Source organism: Sphingobacteriales bacterium (genome assembly GCA_016706405.1).
Classification (GTDB): Bacteria; Bacteroidota; Bacteroidia; order Chitinophagales; family UBA2359; genus BJ6.
The window spans coordinates 1,427,987-1,447,510 of the sequence record JADJJT010000002.1 but is presented as its reverse complement, the minus strand read 5'-3'; the positions used below and the strand labels follow the sequence as shown (position 1 = coordinate 1,447,510).

Here is a 19,524-nt window from a genome sequence, read left to right as displayed (position 1 = left end):
GATTTATTAACGGCTACGGGCACGATTTTCAGTTTTGGGAAACTTCAGCCAGTATTACCACCTTAGTTTTATTGGGTAATTTGCTCGAACAAAGGTCGGTTTACCAAACAAATGCAGCCATCAGAGGTTTAATAGCCATGCAGCCCGAAAAGGCTAACTTAATTAGTTTCGACCAGACATTAGGTAAAGAAACAATTATTTCGGTGCCGGCAAAGATGTTAAAACCAAACAAATTTTATTGGTCAATAGCGGCGATAAAATTCCGGTTGATGGTGTGGTAATTTGGGGCGAGGGCATGGTCAATTCTTCTATGATGACCGGCGAGTCAGAATTGCAATATGTAGCTACTAAAAACGAAGTTATTGGAGGAACAGTTTTAGAATCGGGCAGTATCCGGATTGAAGCCACCCGGGTAGGCGGACATACTGCATTATCTAAAATAATAGAATTGGTGCGAAAAGCCCAAAACGACCAACCTAAAATACATCGGTTAGCCGATAAAATTAGTGCAGTTTTTGTTCCGGCAGTTTTAGCAGTTGCCATTTTAACCTTTGTTTTGGGATTTTTTGCCTTTAATTTGCCCGCCCCACAAGCCATGTTAAACGCCATTGCTGTTTTAGTAATAGCCTGCCCCTGCGCCATGGGTTTAGCTACGCCAACCGCCGTAATGGTCGGCTTAGGTCGTGCTACGCGACAAGGCATTTTAATTAAAGGAGGCAGTATCATCGAGTTATTGGCAAACGTTAAAAAAATAGTGTTCGACAAAACGGGTACACTTACCACCGGCGCCCTGGCCGTAGGCAATTATAGCACAACTTTACCCGATGATGATTTTGCCGCAGCAGTTTCCGGATTAGAAAAATACTCCTCTCACCCAATTGCAAAATCGGTTGTAAACTTTTTTGAAACCTATTTATCGCCAAATATGCCACCTTTAGTTTTTAGCCAAATTAACGAAACCAAAGGCAAAGGCATAACGGGCACCGACAGCGAAGGTAATATTTGGGCTATTGGCGCACAACACTATTTTGACGATGACCTAGTGCAAAACAGCAAAATTGTAGAAGGGCAACAAATATATATTTCTTGTAATAATAAATTTGTTGGCTCAATAAACCTAACCGATACCCCGCGTCCTGAGGCAGCTCAGGTAATAACCCAGCTTAAAAGCCTTGAAATTGAACCACTGTTGCTAAGCGGCGACCAACAAACAAAAGTTGCCCAGTTTGCCCAAACGGTAGGAATTGACAACTGGATGGCCGGCCAATTACCCCAACAAAAATTAGCTGTAATTGACAACCTTCAACAAGAAAATACCGCCATAGCCATGGTAGGAGATGGCGTAAACGATGCCCCAGCACTACAAAAAGCAACAATTGGAATTTCATTGTCAGATGCCTCGTCCTTAGCTATGGAAACCGCCGATATTGTTTTGCTGAACAACAAATTAGGTCAACTTACGCAGGCAATAGGCATTAGTAAATTAACCATCACTACAATTAAACAAAACCTTTTTTGGGCATTTTTCTACAATGTATTAGCTATACCGCTGGCTGCTGCTGGTTACTTAAACCCAACCATTGCCGCCTTAACAATGGCTTTGTCAGATGTGGTTGTGATAGGCAATTCGTTGCGATTGCGCTATAAAAAATTGCCCTTCTAACGTTTAATTGTTTGCTGTAAATTTAACACATATAACTGTGTGTAATTAAACCATTGCCTACGTTAAAGTGTTTAACTTGCGTTATTTGTCAGATTTTAGCCCTTATAGTAGTTTTTTTGGACTGATTTTTGTATTTTATTAGGCCGAAATTGCATGGACAAATAAAAAAATGGCTAATTTTGACCATCAAAACCAACTCAACATGTCCGGATTAATTTTTTCCGGATGATGTTTTGCGGTAAAAATATCCAGTAAAATATCCGGATAGATTAACCCGACTGTCTTTGTCTAACAAATATCAATATAATAAACACCTATAAAACCAAATAATATTATTTTAATGAAGCAATTACTTTTTTACGTTAGCGTGTTGGCTATTGTCTTTTTAGGGGCAAATAATTTAAAAGCGCAAAATATTAATTTTTTTCAGGGCAACTGGAAACAAGCTCAATTAGAGTCGCAAAAACAAAACAAGCCCATTTTTATGGATGCCTATGCCAGTTGGTGCGAACCTTGTAAACGTATGGATCGCGAAATATTTAGCAAACCAGAAGTTGCCAAGTTTTTTAACGACAATTTTGTAAACGTGAAATTTGACATGGAAAAAGGCGATGGACTTGCCTTGGCAAAAACCCACCAGGTTAAATTTTACCCTACTTATTTGTTTTTTAGCACCGAAGGAATTTTAGTTCACCGCGGCGGCGGCTATATTGAGGCCGGCGATTTTATAACCTTAGGAAGTAACTCCCTAAACGAAAATACACAATACTACACCTTAAAAAACACATACGACTACGGAACACGTACCCCCGACCTGTTGTATAAATTTGCTATGGCTGCCGTTGAAGCATCTATGGGCGACGCCGGCACAATCTCCGAAGAGTATTTACAAGGTTTGGCCGGAAGTAAAAAATTGTTGAGTACCGAAAACATGAAACTCATTATGCAGGTTGCTCAAGATTTTAATAATACCGCATTCGACATTATGTCGCAAAATACCGCAAAATTTGTTGAAACATTTGGTGCCGAAAAAGTACACACTGTATTGGGTAATGCTATGCGTCAAAAAGTGGCCGAAGCCGGCAAAAAAGGCAATACTACGGCAATGGACGAAGCCTTAAAATTTGTTGATGCCAATATGAGCGATAAAGCGCGCCGTCTTAAACCCGAGCTTTCAATGATATACTTTGAAGCCAATAAAGATTGGGCTGCTTATTGTAACGCCGCCCCCGATTACGTAACTTTAAACTTAATGGACGACGCAGTTGGACTAAATAATGTAGCCTGGAACTTTTTTGAACATGCTACAGATGCCGAACAATTAGAAGATGCTATTAAATGGTCTAAACGCTCCATCTCGTTAAGCAACAAATATTACAACAACGATACTTATACTAACCTGCTTTATAAAGCCAAGCAATACAATGAAGCTTGGGCTGCTGCAAAAATAACGCTCGAAAAGGCCGAAAAAGAACAAGTTGATTCAAAAGAAACCTTAAACTTGCTGTTTAAAATGGCTCCCGACATGAAATCTGAAGGGATTGAATATTTATTGGCAAATAAAGCCAAATTTGTTGATGCCTACGGGGAAAAAGAAATTGACAAAAAATGCCATGATTTGATTAACGCAAGTATAGCCAAAGCCGGAGAAAACAAAGACCAAGCCATGTACAACGAATATGTTGGAATTGCCCGCCGCTATTACCCCGGCGAACAAACAAAAATGGAACCTCGCTACCAATTGTTATACTTGTCGGCAGGTAAAGACTGGAATGCCTACGTGGACTATACAGCTAATTATTTTAACGGCCAAAACATGGACGATATTGATTTGCTCTTAGAAGCCAGCAACGTTTATAATAATTATGTTAGTGGAAAATTAGATTTATATAGGGCAAAACGTTGGGCCGAACATATTTTGTCGAACGCTAAAGACAAAAAAAATTACACTACCGTGAGTATGTATGCGAGCCTTCTTTATAAAATTGGCGACACCCTAAATTCAGAAAAATACGCCAACGAAGCAATTTCCATAGGCCAAGCAGAAGGTAAGGATATTACCGAAATGCAAAAACTTTTAGAAAAACTTAAAAAATAAAGTCAAAGACAAAACAAAAAAACGACCTAAAAAATCATATTTAGGTCGTTTTTTTTATTTCAGCCAAAAGATAAAATAGGATGGCCTATTTTATTAATACTCAAGACGAGTAACCCAGCAAAATCCGGAAAAAGATTGTTGCCATTCATCTGTTTGTTACTCGCCATAATATTCGGCGTAAATAGTATCTGTTTCCTCTAATCTAATGCAATGCAAAGTAGCCGCACCGGTAATATGTGGTGTAAGTTGTTGCCAAATAGCAATCAAAAGGTTTTCGGCTGATGGCAAAATGCCCTGCATAAAATCAACATCGAGGTTTAAATTAAGGTGGTCAACCTTTTCTAAAATTACCTTTTTAATAATGGCGCTAAGATTTATAGCATTTATTACAAATCCTGTGTGGGGGGCGGGCACCCCTTTAACAGTTACATGTAACCTATAATTATGTCCATGCCAATTAGGGTTGGCACATTTGCCAAACAAGGCCTGATTTTCGGCCTCACTCAAATTAGGGTTGTGCAATTTATGGGCAGCACAAAAATGTTCAACTCGGGTTAAATAAACCATATAATAGTAGTGCGTTAAATTATTTTTCTCTGCAAAGATAACTATAAGGTTTTACAAGTTTAATAAATTGCGCTTGGTTTTGCACAAAACAATTAATTTTGCCCCTCTTGTTGCCACTACCCTACCCTACATTATATTTTACAAACTATGAGCACCGATACCGTAAAACCAAAAATTGACGAGTCGTGGTTTAACGTATTAAAAACCGAATTTGAGCAGCCTTATTTTGCCAATCTCAAAGCTTTTCTATTGGCCGAAAAACAGGCTCAAAAAACTATTTATCCTCCCGGAAATTTAATCTTTAACACCTACAATTTATTACCTTTTAACCAAGTTAAAGTGGTTATTTTAGGTCAAGACCCTTACCATGGGCCAAGGCAGGCGCACGGGCTTAGTTTTTCTGTTCCGAATGGAATTGAAGCACCGCCATCGCTTAAAAATATTTTTAAAGAAATTAGTGCCGATTTGGGCATCCAATTTACAGGCAATACCGACCTAACTCCATGGGTTAAACAAGGTGTCTTTTTGCTCAACGCCATGCTTACCGTTGAGCAAGGCAAACCACTCTCGCACCAAAATATTGGCTGGCAGCGTTTTACCGATGCCACTATTAGCGCCCTGTCGCAGCACAGGCAAGGCATAATTTTTATGCTTTGGGGCAATTTTGCCAAAAGTAAATTAGCTTTAATTGATGCCAACCGCCACCATATTTTAACCGCCGGACATCCCTCGCCACTGTCGGTACGATTATTTTTAGGCTGCCAACACTTTAGCAAAACCAATAATTTGCTAACACAGCAAGGCCAGTCGCCAATTGATTGGAAACTATAAAAAGTAAAAAATTTAGGCAACTAAGCCTAAAATAAATTTACTTTACTTTGCGTAGTCTTGTCAATGTTTACTGCGCTAACTGTCAATCATTTACAAGATATTGTTTTTATTTGTGCAATACAGTATTAATTCCGGAAAAATACCTACATTTGCGGCTTGTTTTTCCGGATTAACCAAGATTAATTCAAGGCAATATCTTCCGGATGAACAAATATATTAAACTTAGTAAATTAATCCCCGTCTTAAAATTTGAAACCAATAATTTATTAGAAACACAAAATATAAAATTGAATTAAACGCAAGAACAAAACTAACGATATTAAATAATACTTTTACACGCACTACCCCTAAAGTAGAAAAAAATTATTCCACAAACAATCAGTTGTTAAACGCCTTTAATCCGGATAAATTTATTTACTTACAAGTTTATCTGGCGTAATTTATTTAAATTTTTAACAACTATACTACTTAATGAAAGTTTTAGCAGACAAAATTGCCATTGTTACCGGAGGTGCAAATGGCATTGGCAAAGCAACCGCCACCCTATTTGCCCAAGCGGGTGCTACCGTAATTATTTGGGACATGAACGAGCCTAAAGGCAAAGCTACCGAAAAAGAATTGCAAGAGCAAGGCTATAAAGTGCATTTTGCAAAAGTTAATACCTCTGAATGGAAAGATGTAGAGGCCGCCGCAGACGCAGTGGTCAAAGAATATGGCCAAATTGATATCTTATTAAATAACGCCGGAATTACCCGCGATGCAACCCTTGCCAAAATGGAGGTAGAACAATGGGAGCAAGTTATTGATGTCAATTTATCGGGGGTATTTTATTGCGGCAAAGCAGTTGCGCCTTATATGATTAAAAAAGGCTATGGCCGTATTATCAATACCTCGTCGGTTGTAGCATTGTATGGCAATTTTGGCCAAAGCAATTACGCTGCCGCCAAAGCAGGTTTAATTGGAATGAGTAAAGTTTGGGCACGCGAATTAGGCAAAAAAGGCATTACCGTAAATACTGTTGCCCCCGGTTTTGTGCAAACCGACATGATGGGCACCATACCCGATAAAGTAATGGAGGGTTTGCTTAGCCGTATTCCCTTAGCGCGCTTAGGCACACCCAACGAAATTGGACAAGTATATCTGTTTTTAGCCTCAGATAATGCCAGCTATATTAACGGTGCTACCATTTGTGCCGACGGTGGTTTAACTTTGTAGAGCTACCGACGCAACCCAAAAATGAACTGAAGCCTAGCCACAACAAATCTAAAACCTAACTAACAGGAGAGTTATTTTTATAATTTGCTCTCCGGTTAATTAGGTTATGTTTTATATCATTTTAAAAGAAAAACATTATGCAAAAAGGTTCACTTACACTGATATTCTTATTATTGTTAATTGCTGCCTTAAATGCTGGTTTCGGTTGTAGCAAAAAAACTGATTGCTGTGCTATAGTTGACACGGCTGTTCAAATTCATTATAAAACACAGGCCGGCAATAACCTGATTAATAGCAGTGAAGATTATAATGAATCCAATATCCGGATTTATTACAAAAACGGTACAGCATTTGAATACATGCACAAGGAAAATTTAGATAATCCAAACTTTTTCGGCACAACAGTAAAAGAAAACGGAGATTTTATGCTTACCGTTTACCCCTCTTACTATTACGAGGGTATTCAATCTACCACACTAATTGCCTTAAATCTGCATACTGTTGACACGTTATTGTGCGAATTTGATTTAGCCGATAACAAAGAAATTTGTAAACAAGCATGGCTAAATGGCATAGAAATGCCCAACAGATATATAGAAATTGCCAAATAAAAAGAATGATTTTATTTTGGTTTGCAGTTTTAACGTGACAGTTTTGTTTGTGTTTGCAGTTCGGTTTTCCATTTAAAATGCCCATAAACGGCCAGAACCAAATAAATAACAAATTGTAAGGCAATAAACCTTACATCTTTTGCTATATACAAACCAATAGATAAGACGTTAACAAAGACCCAAACAGCCCAGTTTTCGAGGATACGGCGAGCCAGCAACCAATTGCCTATTATACTTGCAGTAGTTGCCAACGAGTCGGTATATGGATAGGAGGCCGGAATAGTAAAAATTGCAGGCAACCATACATGTAGTTTTTGAGTTATAAAACCCATTACTACAGTACTTGCCAAAATGAGTAGTAGTAATTTTAGCCGTTGTTGGGCATTTAAAACACCTATATTTTTTTTGGGTTGATGGCTATTTTTTTGCTTGCCCCAGTACACCCACCCATAAATACACATAACAAAATAATAAACCTGCAAAAACATATCGGCATACAAGTTTATTTGGTAAAACAGCACAAACAGCGCAACAGTGTTAATAATGCCTATTGGCCAGGCAAAAATGTTTGAGCGTGTTTGTAACCAAACCGTAATTAATCCGGATATGGTGCCTATCAATTCTACAAACGACAATTCGTAGCCCACTATATTGGCTACAACATAGCTTGTTTTATACCAATTTAAAAAAAAATCGTGTATCATTTTTTCTTAGAAGATAATAGAATAGCATTGGTATTAACTTGCTTTATTTTGGGCTTCGTGGGTGGCAATAGCTGCTTTAAGGGCAGCAATAGTTTTGGGTGCATTGCCAACAAACAAAGAATCGCCTACCCAAAAGACAGGTCGTTTTAAAAAAGTATATTCCTCTAAAATCAGGCGGCGGTAATCGGCCTCGGTTAAAGATATATTATTTAAGCCCATTGTTCTGTATTTTAGGGCATTCCGGCTAAATAATGCTTCGTAACTACCCGTCTTTTCTTTCATTTCATCGAGCTGTTCTGGCAAAATACCTTCGGTTTTAATATCCTGAAATTGGAAGTATGGCCCCGGATTTACTTCTTTAAGTATTTTTTTATTGGTACTGCACGAAGCCAAAAGGTAAATTTTATATTGCATATTTTAATACTATTTATTTGACCGACTTTAAGCGCATTTTTTTGTTTTCCCGTCTCCGGATAAATGTTTTTAGCAGCCGTGTTTTTTTAATATAAAAAGGTACGAATAAGCTAAATGGTGCGGCAAAGATACAAGTTTATTAACGTATTATTTGAAAAAACCTAATATTGCGCCAATCAGGTTGTATAAAAACAAAAGCACTTGCTAAAGTTTTGGCAAGTGCTTTGGGTATTTTCAGAAAAAAATTAATTCGAAAAAACTAAGTAGATAATCGCCTTATTATTCGGCAACAACCTCAAATTCAATCGTGTAATGGCGACCACCGATAAAGTTAAGTTGGGCGGTATAAAGACCTAATGTTTTAACCTCTTCAACAATTTCTATTTTGCGACGGTCAATATCAATTCCGGTTTGGCGTTTAATTGCCTCGGCTAATTGAACATTGGTAACTGCACCAAATATTTTTTCGGTTGTGCCGGTTTTAGCGCCTACAATAATAGGTTTCTCCTTAATGCAGCCTACTAAGTCTTCAATTTCGTGCAGCATACGCTCTTCTTTTAATTGAAGTACTTTCATACGTTCAGCCGCCATAGCTTTACTGGCTTTGTTGGCAACAGCCGCTAATTTTTTGGGAATCAAGTAGTTGCGGCCATAGCCGTTTTTTACTGTTACCAAATCGTACTGCAACCCTAAGCCCGCTACATCTTGTAATAGTATAAGTTCCATAATTGTATAGATAAATATTTAATGCCTTGGCGGCTTATTTTAACAAATCGGTTACATAAGGTAGTAGGGCAAGGTGGCGGGCACGTTTAATTGCCTGCGCTACGCGGCGTTGAAATTTAAGCGAGTTGCCCGATATGCGGCGAGGTAAAATTTTTCCTTGCTCGTTAATAAAACGCAATAAAAACTCAGGGTCTTTATAATCAACATATTTGATTCCTAATTTTTTAAAGCGGCAATATTTTTTCCGGTTTAAACCCAGTTTAGGTTGGGTTAAAAAACGAATTTCTTTATTTGCACTCATTTTAATATTACGTGTGTGTTAAATAAATAATTAGTAATTAATCAAATAATCAAACAAATTAAATAATTATTTGTCTTTATTTATTTGATTTAGTTGTTAAATAAATTAAGTAAAACAAGTTTAATCGTTGTCGTTTGCGTCGTTATTGCTGTTATCATTGTTGTCATTAACATTTTCATCAATAACAACATCATCGTCATTGGCAACGGGGGCAACGGCGGGGGCATCGGGGGTAACTTGTGGAGCTTCTTTTTCGCGGCGCACCAAGGTGGGGCGTTCGCGGGGCGGCTCGGCAAGGGCTTGTGCGGCGGCTTCGGCGGCAGCGGCATCTTGGGCAGCTTTGCGGCGAATTGGGCCAACAATACCATTGCGGCGGTCTTCGTTGTACTTAACAGCGTATTTATCTAACCGGGTAGTTAAAAAGCGCAGTGCGTTTTCATCGCGTTTTAGTGCAAGTTCAAGTTTTTCAACAACATTACCATTTCCGGTGTATTCTACTACCCAGTAATAGCCAGTTGTTTGTTTTTCAATTGGATAGGCGAGCTGTTTTAGACCCCAAAACTCTTCGTGCACTATCGAAGCGCCGAGGGCATTCAACAACTTTCGGTATTCGCCTATCGCATGGTTTACCTCTTCAGCACTGTACTGCGAGGTAAAAATAGCTACAGATTCATACGACGTAGGCATTCTTACAAATTTAAGTTAAAGAATATGGATTTACCAAAGTGGGCGCAAAGGTACAACTTTTTTATCAATCAAGTTCATAAAAAAGCAAATAATTTTTAAGACCCAAAATTAGATATGGTTTATTTAATTTTCCGGATAAATATACGCGCTTCAAATTAGCTTCCAATTTGCATTTTATCGGCAAAGCGCACCATTAAGGCTTTAAAACATTTGGCGGTTATTTCGGCATCTTCAAGGGCATTATGCGTAGTTGTTTCGCGCTCAAAACCCAACCACTCGGCCACCGACCCTAAACTGCGCGATTTTGGTACTGAAACTCCGCTTTTGCGCAATACCCTGAACACCAAAAACGTTAAAGTAAACAAATCAAACTGGGTGTACGAAAAAGGCCATTCCATCCGGCAATCTTTGTATGCAAACTTTAAAAACATAATATCGTTTACTACACTTTGCCCACACAAAACAACATTCCTCAAAGCGCGGCGCTGGCGTTCTTGCTCGTTGTTTGCAAACATAGTTTCTAACATCCAATCTTCAAAATCCTCTAAAACCTCATCAATCAGAAGTTCGTTTTGCAGTTCGTCCCAGGTAAGGTCGTGTATTTCTTCGGCAGGCCTCGAAAAAGCCTCTTTATTTTCGGGGCAAACATTGCATAAATAATCGCCTAAAAAATTCCAGTTTTCGTCGTATAAAATTGCGCCAATTTGAATAATTTCATGCCATCCGGGTTCGCCGCCCGACATTTCAAGGTCAAAAACCAAATAATACATATTTACTAAATAATTGGGAGTAGTTTATTTTTAATGTTAGAATTTGAAAGGAGTTTAGGGTGCAAATATCCGGAAAACAAAAATATGCAGTATTGGGCAAAACAATAATTTTATCCGGATAAATTAGTGCTGCAATATTGCGTTAGTCTTGTAAAAACTATAATTTATGTTAATTGAGCGGTATTTATTGTGTCTGATTGTATCTTTGCCACCAAAATAATTTAACCTTTTGCAGACCTTAGTTGTTATTTATTGACTTTAATTTTGAAAAAATATTTTTATATGACCAAAAAATGGTTTATTCGATGTTTAGTTTTGGCTTCAATTGGTTTGGGTTTGGGGTTTGTGGTGCCAGCCAACCACTTTGAAATTACCAAAAATGCCGAGCTTTTTGTTAATATTGTGCATCAACTTGAAAGCTATTACGTAGATGAAATAAATCCGGATAAATTTATTAAAACCGGTGTTGATGCGATGATGGCATCTTTAGACCCGTACACAGTATATGTTTCGGAGGAGGAAATGGACGGTTTTAAAATACAAACTACCGGAAAATATGGCGGAATAGGCGCACTTATAAGCAGCAAAGATAATAATATTATTGTGGCCGAACCCTACCAAGGCTACCCCGCTGCAAAAAACGATTTGCGTGCAGGCGATATTATACTTGAAATTGATGGCATAAAAGTTAAAGGTAAAAAAACCGACGAAGTAAGCCGAATGTTAAAAGGCCAACCCGGAACTCCGGTAAAAATCCTCTTGCAAAGACTAAACGAGCCAAAACCCCTTAGCCTCACCCTGCTTCGACAAGAAATTAAACTGAGCAGTGTGCCCTATTTTGGTATGCTATCGCCACAAGTAGGATATATTGTTTTGGCCGATTTTACCGACAACTGTTATTTTGAGGTAGCTAATGCGTTGCAAGAGTTAAAAAATACACACAAAGCCACCTCAATTATACTTGATTTAAGGGGTAACCCCGGCGGCCTTTTAGACGAAGCAGTTAATGTGGCTAGCTTGTTTTTAAATAACGGGCAAACCGTAGTTTATACAAAAAGCCGAAACCGCGAAGGCGATAAATATTATAAAACAGACCGCGAACCAATTGATAACAATATACCTTTAGCAGTAATGATTGACCGCGGGTCGGCATCGGCAGCCGAAATTGTAGCGGGCGTTATTCAAGATACAGACCGGGGTATTGTGTTGGGCAATAGAAGCTTTGGTAAGGGTTTAGTACAAACCACACACCCCTTGCCCTACGATACAAAACTTAAAATAACTACCGGAAAATACTATTTGCCAAGTGGCCGTTGCATACAAGCTATTGATTACTCGGGAGGCTACCGCGACAATTTAGATAAAGTTGCCGACTCGTTGCGAACAGCTTATAAAACTAAAAATGGTCGCAAAGTATTGGATGCAGGCGGTATTGACCCCGACATTACAATACCAGAGTTTGAATATAGCCTTATAACCTCGAGCCTTTTGCAAAAAGAACTAATTTTTGACTATGCAACGCTTTTCAGAACAAAAAACGAAACGATTCCCCAACCCGAAGAATTTGAATTAACCGAAGCCCAACTTAATGATTTTTTTGCGTATATAAAAGATAAATCCTACGACTACTTAACCGAAAGTGAAAAATTATTAAAAGACTTGCAAAAAAACATCGAAAACGAAAAATATTTACCCCTTGTTAAAGACGATATGCAAAAATTAGAAAACCAAATTCAACACGACAAATTAAATGATTTACAAAAATATAAATCAGAAATTAAATTTGCCTTAGAACACGAAATCGCCATGCGTTATTTTTTCCACAAAGGGCAAATTAAAGAAATGCTTGAAGACGACCCTGTAGTTATAAAAGCACTACAAGCACTTAACGATAAAACTACCTACCAAAAACTGCTGAACTAAAAAAACCAAGAGAAGCAATCATTTATAATTAACAACTGCTAAAATGAACCTTAATCATATTGAAATAAATATAAAGAACAGCGCCGTTATCATAGTGGTATTTGCCTTCGCTGCCATTGGATACGGATTTACCGACACAGGCAATAAGCACTATTTTGCCTTACTAAAAAATATTGAACTCTACATTCAGGCATACAAAGCCTCGAATGAGCTGTATGTTGATGAAGTAGAGCCATCGAAATTAATGCGCGCAGGTATTGACTCGATGCTTAAAACACTTGACCCCTACACTAATTATTTTTCGGAAGGGCAAATTGAAGAATACAAATTAAAACAAACCGAAGCCGGAGATATTGGCGTGGAATTATTTATCCGGAACCAGCAAATTGTTATCTCGGAAGTAATACAAGAATTGCCCGCCCAAACAAAAGGGCTGCGCCCAGGCGACATTATCGCCAGCATAAACGGCCAAAGTACAAAAGGCCGCAATATTGACGATGTTAAACGAATATTACAAGGGCAACCGGGCTCGGAAGTAAGTTTGCAAATAATACGCGAAGGTCGCACCGACCCCATGAACCTAACCCTCGAACGCTCGAAAAACTTAGGAAAAAGTGTACCATACTATGGCATGTTAGCCAATGGTGTTGGCTATATTAATTTAAAAACATTTTTAAAACCCGGATGCTCGGGCGAGGTGCGCGATGCCCTAAATAGCCTAAAAAAACAAGGCGAACTTGAAGGTTTGGTTTTTGATTTGCGGCAAAATGGCGGTGGTTTGTTGGCCGAAGCCATTGCAATGGTTAATTTATTTGTACCAAACGGCGAATTAGTAGTAAAAACAATTGGCAAAACCGACGAATGGATTAAAGATTATAAAACTCAACAAGATGCAGAAGACCCCAAAATACCAATTGTAGTATTGGTTGATAACAAATCGGCTTCGGCATCAGAAATTGTAGCCGGGGCTTTGCAAGATTTTGACCGCGCCGTTATTTTAGGCAATCGAAGTTTTGGCAAAGGTTTGGTACAACAAACAAAAGATATAGGTTATAATAGCAAATTAAAACTTACCGTAGCAAAATATTATTTGCCAAGTGGCCGCTGTGTGCAAGCCCTCGACTACTCAGGCCGTTACAAAGATGGTACAACAGCCATGCCCGACTCGTTGCGCAAAGCCTTTAAAACCCGCAATAGCCGCCAGGTTTATGATGGAAGCGGTGTTGAGCCCGACGTGCCCATGCCCCCCCTTGAACACCCACCCGTAATTCAGGCACTTATTAAGAACAACCTAATTTTTGATTACGCTAACGCTTACAACCGAACCCACGACAGTATTCCGCCAGCCCATAATTTTCAGTTTACCGATAAAGATTATGAAGATTTTTTAACCTTTATTTCCGGAAAAGATTATACCTATCAATCAAAAAGTGAAGATGATATAGAAAAATTGCGTACAAGTGCCAAAGAAGAGCAATATTATTCGGCCATATCAGAAACTTTGCAAGGCATTGAATCCAAAATTAAAACACAAAAAAACACCGAACTGAACAAGTATAAAAACGAAATAAAACAATTATTGCGTCAAGAAATTGCCAGCCGTTATTACTACCAAACCGGAAAAATTGAAACCAGCTTGGATTACGATGAAAATATAAAAAAGGCCATCAGTTTAATTCAAAACAACGCCGAGTACAGTAAATACTTAAAATAAAACGTTGTTTTCGGCCATTTTGTGGGCGATTTCTTCGGTTACTCCGCTGTTCTAACTGCCGTATATTTTTATCCGGATGAGAACATCTGAACAGTATTTTTGTTTTTTTTAGGCTTGCTGTTGTTTATTATTCTTATTTTCAACATTGCTGTTTAGCCTACCCGTATAACCTAAATACAAAAGCACCAGCCCAAATGCAAGTAACGGCAGGTTTAATAATTGGGTAGTTTCTGCGTTTGCCTTAAAAAACTCGAGCAAAAACCGAAAACCAAAGGTTAGAGTAAAAAACAAGCCGGCAATAATACCTGTCTTTAATTTTTGGCTGTAATGATACCATAAATGCGCAAGAAAAGCTAAAATGCCAAACAGCATAATGGCTTCATAAATTTGTACCGGATGTCGAGGCTCGTTGTCAATAGTCCGGAAAATAAAAGCCCAAGGCACATCGGTTGGCTTTCCCCACAACTCCGAGTTAAATAAGTTTCCAATTCTTATTAATCCACCTACCAAAGGCATACACAGCGAAATTACATCAAACAAAGCCCAAAAACTCAAATCGCGATGGTTTTTAAAATACAACCACGTTGCCGCCATCACGCCTAATGCGCCGCCATGGCTGGCTAAGCCACCTTTCCAAACCATAAATATTTCGATGGGGTGTTGCAAATAATAGCTTAAATCGTAAAAAACAATTTGGCCAAGCCTTGCGCCAATAAGTCCGCCCCAAAATATGTACTGTACCAAATTGGATAAGTTTTCGGTCGGGTAGTTTTTAATTTTATACGCCCATTGCGCCAAAAAATAACCCCCTAAAATAGCCATGCCCCACATAAGGCCATACCAGCGCAGGCTAAAACTACCAATCTGAAAAATTGTATCCGATGCGTTCCAATCAATAAATGTTAAAACCATTTGCCAATTTTATTGTTGTTGTTTACTAAATTAATTAAGATGTTAGGTCGCAAAAATCAGCTTGCAAGTTACGAAGTTTACAGTTAAACTAAAGGAATGAAAATAAAATTAATTGCTATTGGCAAAACAGCCGAGCCTTTTATTGCCTTGGGGTTTAACCTTTATCAACAACGTATTCAAAAATATACTAATTTTGAATACGCTGAAGGTGTTTTGCCTGTCGCAACAAAAAAGTTGCCGCCCGATGCCCTAAAAATTAAAGAAGGCGAGTGGTTACTGCAACAATTAACAAGCAGCGATTTACTTTGTTTGTTAGACGAATCCGGAAAAAATTTTACCTCAATACAGTTTGCCAACCAATTACAAAATTGGCAAAACCGCAGCATCCGGACGGTAATTTTTGCGATTGGTGGCGCTTTTGGATTCAGCGAAGCCGTTTATGCACGGGCTAACGACCAAATTTCTTTATCGAAAATGACTTTTTCGCATCAAATCATCCGGATAATTTTTGCCGAACAACTTTACCGGGCCTATACCATCTTAAACAACGAACCCTACCATCACGCTTAAAAACGAGCAAGTTTTTGTCTCTATTTGTAACTTAAATATATTAAATCCAGTTTTTAAATCAATCTATCAGTATAATAACAATATGATATCGAGCATTGCCATTAAAACAGCCCAAACAAACCACAATATTTTACCTGCCATTAAAAACCGTTTTAGCCCTCGCGCCTTTTCAAACAAGCCAATTTCTACCTCCGACCTTGCTGTCATGTTAGAAGCGGCCTCGTGGGCGCCAAGCGGCATGAACGACCAGCCCTGGCGTTTTATTGTAGCACATAAACATAATCAAACAGAACTGTTTAATGAAATGGTAAAGTGCTTGTCGGCGGGCAATCAATCGTGGGCTAAAGACGCTGCCGTTTTGATTTTAACTTTAGCAGCTACCCGTTACAGCAACAACGAAGCACCTAACCGTCATGCCTTGTTTGATGTGGGCGGGGCAGTATCACATTTACTGCTACAAGCTGCCGAAATTAATATTTTTGGCCATATAATGGGTGGCTACGATTACCAAAAAACAATAACCAACCTTGCTATCAACGAGCAAACCGGACTTATACCCGTTACTTTTTTGGCTTTGGGCTATTTGGCTGAACCCGATGTATTGCCAGAGCCATTTAAAACTCGCGAATTAACCCCGCGCACCCGGAAACCCCTGCATCAAATTGTACTAAATGCAAACGATGTGTTATAGTTTAGTAAGCTGTTAATATGTAAAAAATTTCTATTTAAGCGCATTGGCAATTACGGTCGCGTTAAAGCGCATCATGCCAATATAAGTGCCTTCGGGGGTGTTGGCGTTGCCAAGAGCATCGCTAAATAATGTTCCACCTATTACAACTTTATGATTTTGTTTTAGGCAGCCAGCTAAAACAGCTTCAATAGGTTTTTGCGCAACTGATGTTTCGACAAAAATAGCTTTTATATTGCGCTGTACAATTAGTTGCACCATATTACTGACATCGCGCAGGCCAAACTCGGCAACGGTTGATATACCCTGCAAACCTTTCACTTCAATTTTATAAGCGCGGCCAAAATATTTAAAAGCATCGTGCGAGGTAATCAGCAGGCGTTGGTCGGCGGGAATTTGCGCCATTTTTTCGATGATTGTTCGATGAAGTGCATTCAACTCGTCAATATAACGGGTAGCATTCATCCGGAAGAAATTGGCGTTAATTGGGTCTAACGCTTGTAGTTGGTTACTAATTTCGTAAACGGCACCTACCCATAATTGCGCATCCATCCAAATATGCGGGTCGTAGCTATTAGCCATGTCGCCCGATAAATATTGGGCTTGAGGAATGCCATTTGCCACGGCTACTACTGGTTTATTGCGACCAATTTTAGTTAAAACATCGGTCATTTTTCCCTCTAAATGTAAGCCGTTATAAAAAATAATCGAAGCATTGTTTAGTAGTGTTAAATCGCCCGAGTTAGGTTTGTATAAATGAGGGTCAACCCCTGGCCCCATTAAAGCGTTTACCTTTATGCTATCGCCGCCTACCTTGCGCACAGCATCGGCAATCATACCGGTGGTGGCCAATACATTTAAAGGAGGATCGGTAGGTTTGCGTGGTTCGAAATTTTTTTGGGCCAAAACCGCATCGTCATTTTTTGGTGGCTCATTTTTACATCCGGAAATAAGCCCTACGACAGAAATTAGCAATATAAGCAGTAGTAATATTTGCTGTGGGGATATTTTTGCTGCTATTTTCATATATCTAAATACAAACTAAAATGAATTATAGGGCAAAATTACAATATTTTTTTAGTGTGTCAAAATATTTTTTTAGGCGAGCCTAAATTTTTTATTAGACGGGGCATGGTGGGGCATGAAGAGGGTGTGGGAATTTAGATATTGAAATGCGAGGCAAATTCCGGATAAAAAAATACCTGCCTGCTGGTAAACAACAGGCAGGCAAAAATGAATAAGTACGATTTTCTATTTATTGGTAAACTGAACAACGGGAACAATCATTTCTTCGAGTGAAATGCCGCCGTGTTGAAAAGTGTTTTTATAATAATTTACAAAATGATTGTAATTATTTAAGTAAACGAAAAAGCTGTTTTCGCGCGCAAAAATAAATGCCGAGCTAATATTAGGGCGGGGTAGTTTTGCCTCAATAGGGTTGTTAACTACAAATACTTCCTTGGGGTTATACTGCAAATTTCGGCCATGTTTGTAGCGAAGGTTGGTAGTTGTTTCGCGGTCGCCAACCACTTTCGAAGGGTGTTGAACGCGCACAGTGCCGTGGTCGGTAGTAATAATGAGGTTAATTTTTTTATCTTCAATGCGGCGCAGGGCTTGCCATAACGGCGAATACTCGAACCACGATTTAGTAATGGAGCGGTAGGCGGCCTCGTCGCTGGCTAATTCTTTTAGTACTTCCATTTCGGTGCGCGCGTGCGAAAGCATGTCCACAAAATTATAAACAATAACATTTAACGTGTTATTTAGCAAATTATGGATATTGTCAACTAATTCGAGGCCATTTTGGTGGTTGGTAATTTTGGTGTAGCTGTGTTTGTATTTTTTATTGTAACGTTGCAGTTGGTCGGCTAAAAATTCGGCTTCGTATAAGTTTTTACCCCCTTCATCCGCATCATTTTTCCATTGGCTGGGAAATCGCCGCTCAATATCGCTGGGCATTAATCCGGCAAAAATGGCATTTCGACTGTAATGAGTGCTGGTGGGCAAAATACTATAAAAATAGTCTTCATCAACAAATTTATAACTTTCGCTAATTATTGGTTGAATAGCTTTCCATTGGTCAAAGCGCAAATTATCAATTACAACTACAAAATTGCAGGCGTTTTCATCTATCCGGGGTAAAATTTTCTCGCGGAACAATGTGCACGAGGTTACCGGCCCTTTCTTTTTCCCTTGCACCCAATCTAAATAGTTTTTTATAATATACTTATTAAACTCTAAATTGGCTTCGGCTTTTTGGTTGGCTAAAACTTCCTGCATTTCACTATTGCCCGATGCGTCTAACTCAAGCTCCCAAAACACTAAACGTTTATAAAGTTCAAACCAAGCATCGTAGTCGCCGCCGGTTTGTATATCGGCAAAAATACTGGCAAATTGTTGTTGATAGGCCGATGCTGTTGCCTGAGTAACAAGGCGTTTGTTATCTAATATTTTTTTTAAGGTAAGCAGTATTTGATTAGGGTGAACAGGTTTAATTAAGTAGTCGGCAATTTGCGCGCCAATAGCCGTTTCCATAATATTTTCAGTTTCGTTTTTGGTAATCATCACCACGGGCAGTTGGCTATCGTACTCTTTAATGCGGGCTAAGGTTTCAAGGCCTGACAAACCGGGCATACTTTCATCTAAAAATACTACTTCGGGGCGGTCAGCTTTAATGGCGTTAATGGCATCGTGGCCATTTGTTACCGGATGCACCTGATATCCCTTGGAATCTAAAAAAAGCAAATGGGGTTTTAAGACCTCAATTTCATCATCGGCCCAAATAATTTTAATTTTTGACATAAATTTATTTAAAATTGTTGATTATTATTTATTTAATTTACTTGATAATTTTTTATGACCTCCTTTAATAAACATCTACTAAATCGTTGAATGAAGGGCAGGTTTCCTTTATTCCACTCATCCGGATATTTTAGTAAATTTGTAAACTCAAAAACAAAACAACTGCTTGTCGCTTAATAATGGTCAAGCCAAAAAAAATCAATCGTTTTATTTGTTAAAAAATGAGGTGTAAAATTAAAGTAAAATTAGAAGCAAATTTATTTAATCAACATTTAAGTAAGCTATAACGTGTTTAACGTGTAAAATAACCTTTTAGTTTAAGCACCTA

19 protein-coding genes and 1 pseudogene are annotated in these 19,524 nt (G+C 38.5%); 10 read left to right on the top strand and 10 right to left on the bottom strand.

Going from position 1 to position 19,524, the window contains the following annotated elements; all coding sequences use genetic code 11:
• The 3 genes and pseudogenes from IPI59_11900 to IPI59_11890 form a co-directional block, all read left to right on the top strand.
• A partial coding sequence (locus IPI59_11900) for a hypothetical protein (protein MBK7528232.1) occupies positions 1–281 on the top strand: 281 nt, incomplete at its 5' end.
• Positions 212–1,663: pseudogene (locus IPI59_11895) on the top strand (cation-translocating P-type ATPase). The gene IPI59_11900 and the pseudogene IPI59_11895, both read left to right, overlap by 70 nt.
• Positions 1,664–2,003: 340 nt before the next feature.
• Positions 2,004–3,761: a thioredoxin family protein gene (locus IPI59_11890; GenBank protein MBK7528231.1), complete on the top strand. Its 1,758-nt coding sequence runs from the start codon at positions 2,004–2,006 to the stop codon at positions 3,759–3,761.
• Between the two features lie 156 nt (positions 3,762–3,917).
• Here the strand turns inward: IPI59_11890 and IPI59_11885 are convergent, their stop codons facing one another.
• A complete protein-coding gene (locus IPI59_11885; GenBank protein ID MBK7528230.1) occupies positions 3,918–4,328 on the bottom strand; it encodes a 6-carboxytetrahydropterin synthase in 411 nt (136 codons plus the stop codon).
• A gap of 147 nt (positions 4,329–4,475) precedes the next feature.
• Between IPI59_11885 and ung the strand changes: the two genes are divergently transcribed.
• From ung to IPI59_11870, 3 genes are all read left to right on the top strand, one after another.
• Positions 4,476–5,159: a uracil-DNA glycosylase gene (gene ung, locus IPI59_11880; protein MBK7528229.1), complete on the top strand. Its 684-nt coding sequence runs from the start codon at positions 4,476–4,478 to the stop codon at positions 5,157–5,159.
• 471 nt (positions 5,160–5,630) lie between these two features.
• The gene (locus IPI59_11875) at positions 5,631–6,374 is read left to right on the top strand and encodes a beta-ketoacyl-ACP reductase (GenBank protein ID MBK7528228.1); all 744 of its coding nucleotides are present in this window, start codon (positions 5,631–5,633) and stop codon (positions 6,372–6,374) included.
• A 137-nt stretch (positions 6,375–6,511) separates the two neighbouring features.
• A complete protein-coding gene (locus tag IPI59_11870) occupies positions 6,512–6,985 on the top strand; it encodes a hypothetical protein (GenBank protein MBK7528227.1) in 474 nt (157 codons plus the stop codon).
• Between the two features lie 29 nt (positions 6,986–7,014).
• Here the strand turns inward: IPI59_11870 and IPI59_11865 are convergent, their stop codons facing one another.
• The 6 genes from IPI59_11865 to IPI59_11840 all read right to left on the bottom strand — a co-directional run bounded on the left by IPI59_11865 (position 7,015) and on the right by IPI59_11840 (position 10,587).
• Positions 7,015–7,689: a nicotinamide mononucleotide transporter gene (locus IPI59_11865; protein ID MBK7528226.1), complete on the bottom strand. Its 675-nt coding sequence runs from the start codon at positions 7,687–7,689 to the stop codon at positions 7,015–7,017.
• A gap of 33 nt (positions 7,690–7,722) precedes the next feature.
• Positions 7,723–8,103 (bottom strand): hypothetical protein, encoded by a 381-nt coding sequence (locus IPI59_11860; GenBank protein ID MBK7528225.1) that lies wholly within the window; start codon positions 8,101–8,103, stop codon positions 7,723–7,725.
• A gap of 279 nt (positions 8,104–8,382) precedes the next feature.
• A complete protein-coding gene (gene rplI / locus IPI59_11855) occupies positions 8,383–8,829 on the bottom strand; it encodes a 50S ribosomal protein L9 (GenBank protein ID MBK7528224.1) in 447 nt (148 codons plus the stop codon).
• Between the two features lie 34 nt (positions 8,830–8,863).
• Positions 8,864–9,130 carry a 30S ribosomal protein S18 gene (locus IPI59_11850; protein ID MBK7528223.1) on the bottom strand — a complete coding sequence of 89 codons (267 nt, stop codon included), beginning with the start codon at positions 9,128–9,130 and terminating at the stop codon, positions 8,864–8,866.
• A gap of 120 nt (positions 9,131–9,250) precedes the next feature.
• On the bottom strand, positions 9,251–9,817 hold the full coding sequence (gene rpsF, locus IPI59_11845; GenBank protein MBK7528222.1) for a 30S ribosomal protein S6: 567 nt from the start codon (positions 9,815–9,817) through the stop codon (positions 9,251–9,253).
• Between the two features lie 155 nt (positions 9,818–9,972).
• Positions 9,973–10,587: a 3'-5' exonuclease gene (locus IPI59_11840; protein MBK7528221.1), complete on the bottom strand. Its 615-nt coding sequence runs from the start codon at positions 10,585–10,587 to the stop codon at positions 9,973–9,975.
• Positions 10,588–10,869: 282 nt separating this feature from the next.
• On the opposite strand from IPI59_11840, the gene IPI59_11835 reads away from it, so the two are divergent.
• Together IPI59_11835 and IPI59_11830 are read left to right on the top strand one after the other, a co-directional pair.
• The gene (locus IPI59_11835; protein ID MBK7528220.1) at positions 10,870–12,510 is read left to right on the top strand and encodes a S41 family peptidase; all 1,641 of its coding nucleotides are present in this window, start codon (positions 10,870–10,872) and stop codon (positions 12,508–12,510) included.
• Between the two features lie 43 nt (positions 12,511–12,553).
• The gene (locus IPI59_11830; protein MBK7528219.1) at positions 12,554–14,224 is read left to right on the top strand and encodes a PDZ domain-containing protein; all 1,671 of its coding nucleotides are present in this window, start codon (positions 12,554–12,556) and stop codon (positions 14,222–14,224) included.
• Positions 14,225–14,332: 108 nt separating this feature from the next.
• Here the strand turns inward: IPI59_11830 and lgt are convergent, their stop codons facing one another.
• On the bottom strand, positions 14,333–15,136 hold the full coding sequence (gene lgt / locus IPI59_11825; protein MBK7528218.1) for a prolipoprotein diacylglyceryl transferase: 804 nt from the start codon (positions 15,134–15,136) through the stop codon (positions 14,333–14,335).
• Between the two features lie 96 nt (positions 15,137–15,232).
• Here lgt and IPI59_11820 point away from each other — a divergent pair, with 96 nt between their 5' ends.
• Both IPI59_11820 and IPI59_11815 read left to right on the top strand, forming a co-directional pair.
• Entirely contained in the window at positions 15,233–15,706 is a 474-nt protein-coding gene (locus IPI59_11820) for a 23S rRNA (pseudouridine(1915)-N(3))-methyltransferase RlmH (protein ID MBK7528217.1), read from the top strand.
• A gap of 82 nt (positions 15,707–15,788) precedes the next feature.
• Positions 15,789–16,397 (top strand): nitroreductase family protein, encoded by a 609-nt coding sequence (locus IPI59_11815; GenBank protein ID MBK7528216.1) that lies wholly within the window; start codon positions 15,789–15,791, stop codon positions 16,395–16,397.
• A gap of 30 nt (positions 16,398–16,427) precedes the next feature.
• Here IPI59_11815 and IPI59_11810 read toward each other — a convergent pair whose 3' ends face one another.
• Positions 16,428–17,420, bottom strand: coding sequence for a zinc ABC transporter substrate-binding protein (locus tag IPI59_11810; GenBank protein MBK7528215.1), 993 nt, complete (start codon positions 17,418–17,420; stop codon positions 16,428–16,430).
• 225 nt (positions 17,421–17,645) lie between these two features.
• Complete coding sequence (locus IPI59_11805; GenBank protein MBK7528214.1) at positions 17,646–19,196, bottom strand: PglZ domain-containing protein; 1,551 nt, start codon at positions 19,194–19,196, stop codon at positions 17,646–17,648.
• Between the last annotated feature and the right edge of the window lie 328 nt (positions 19,197–19,524).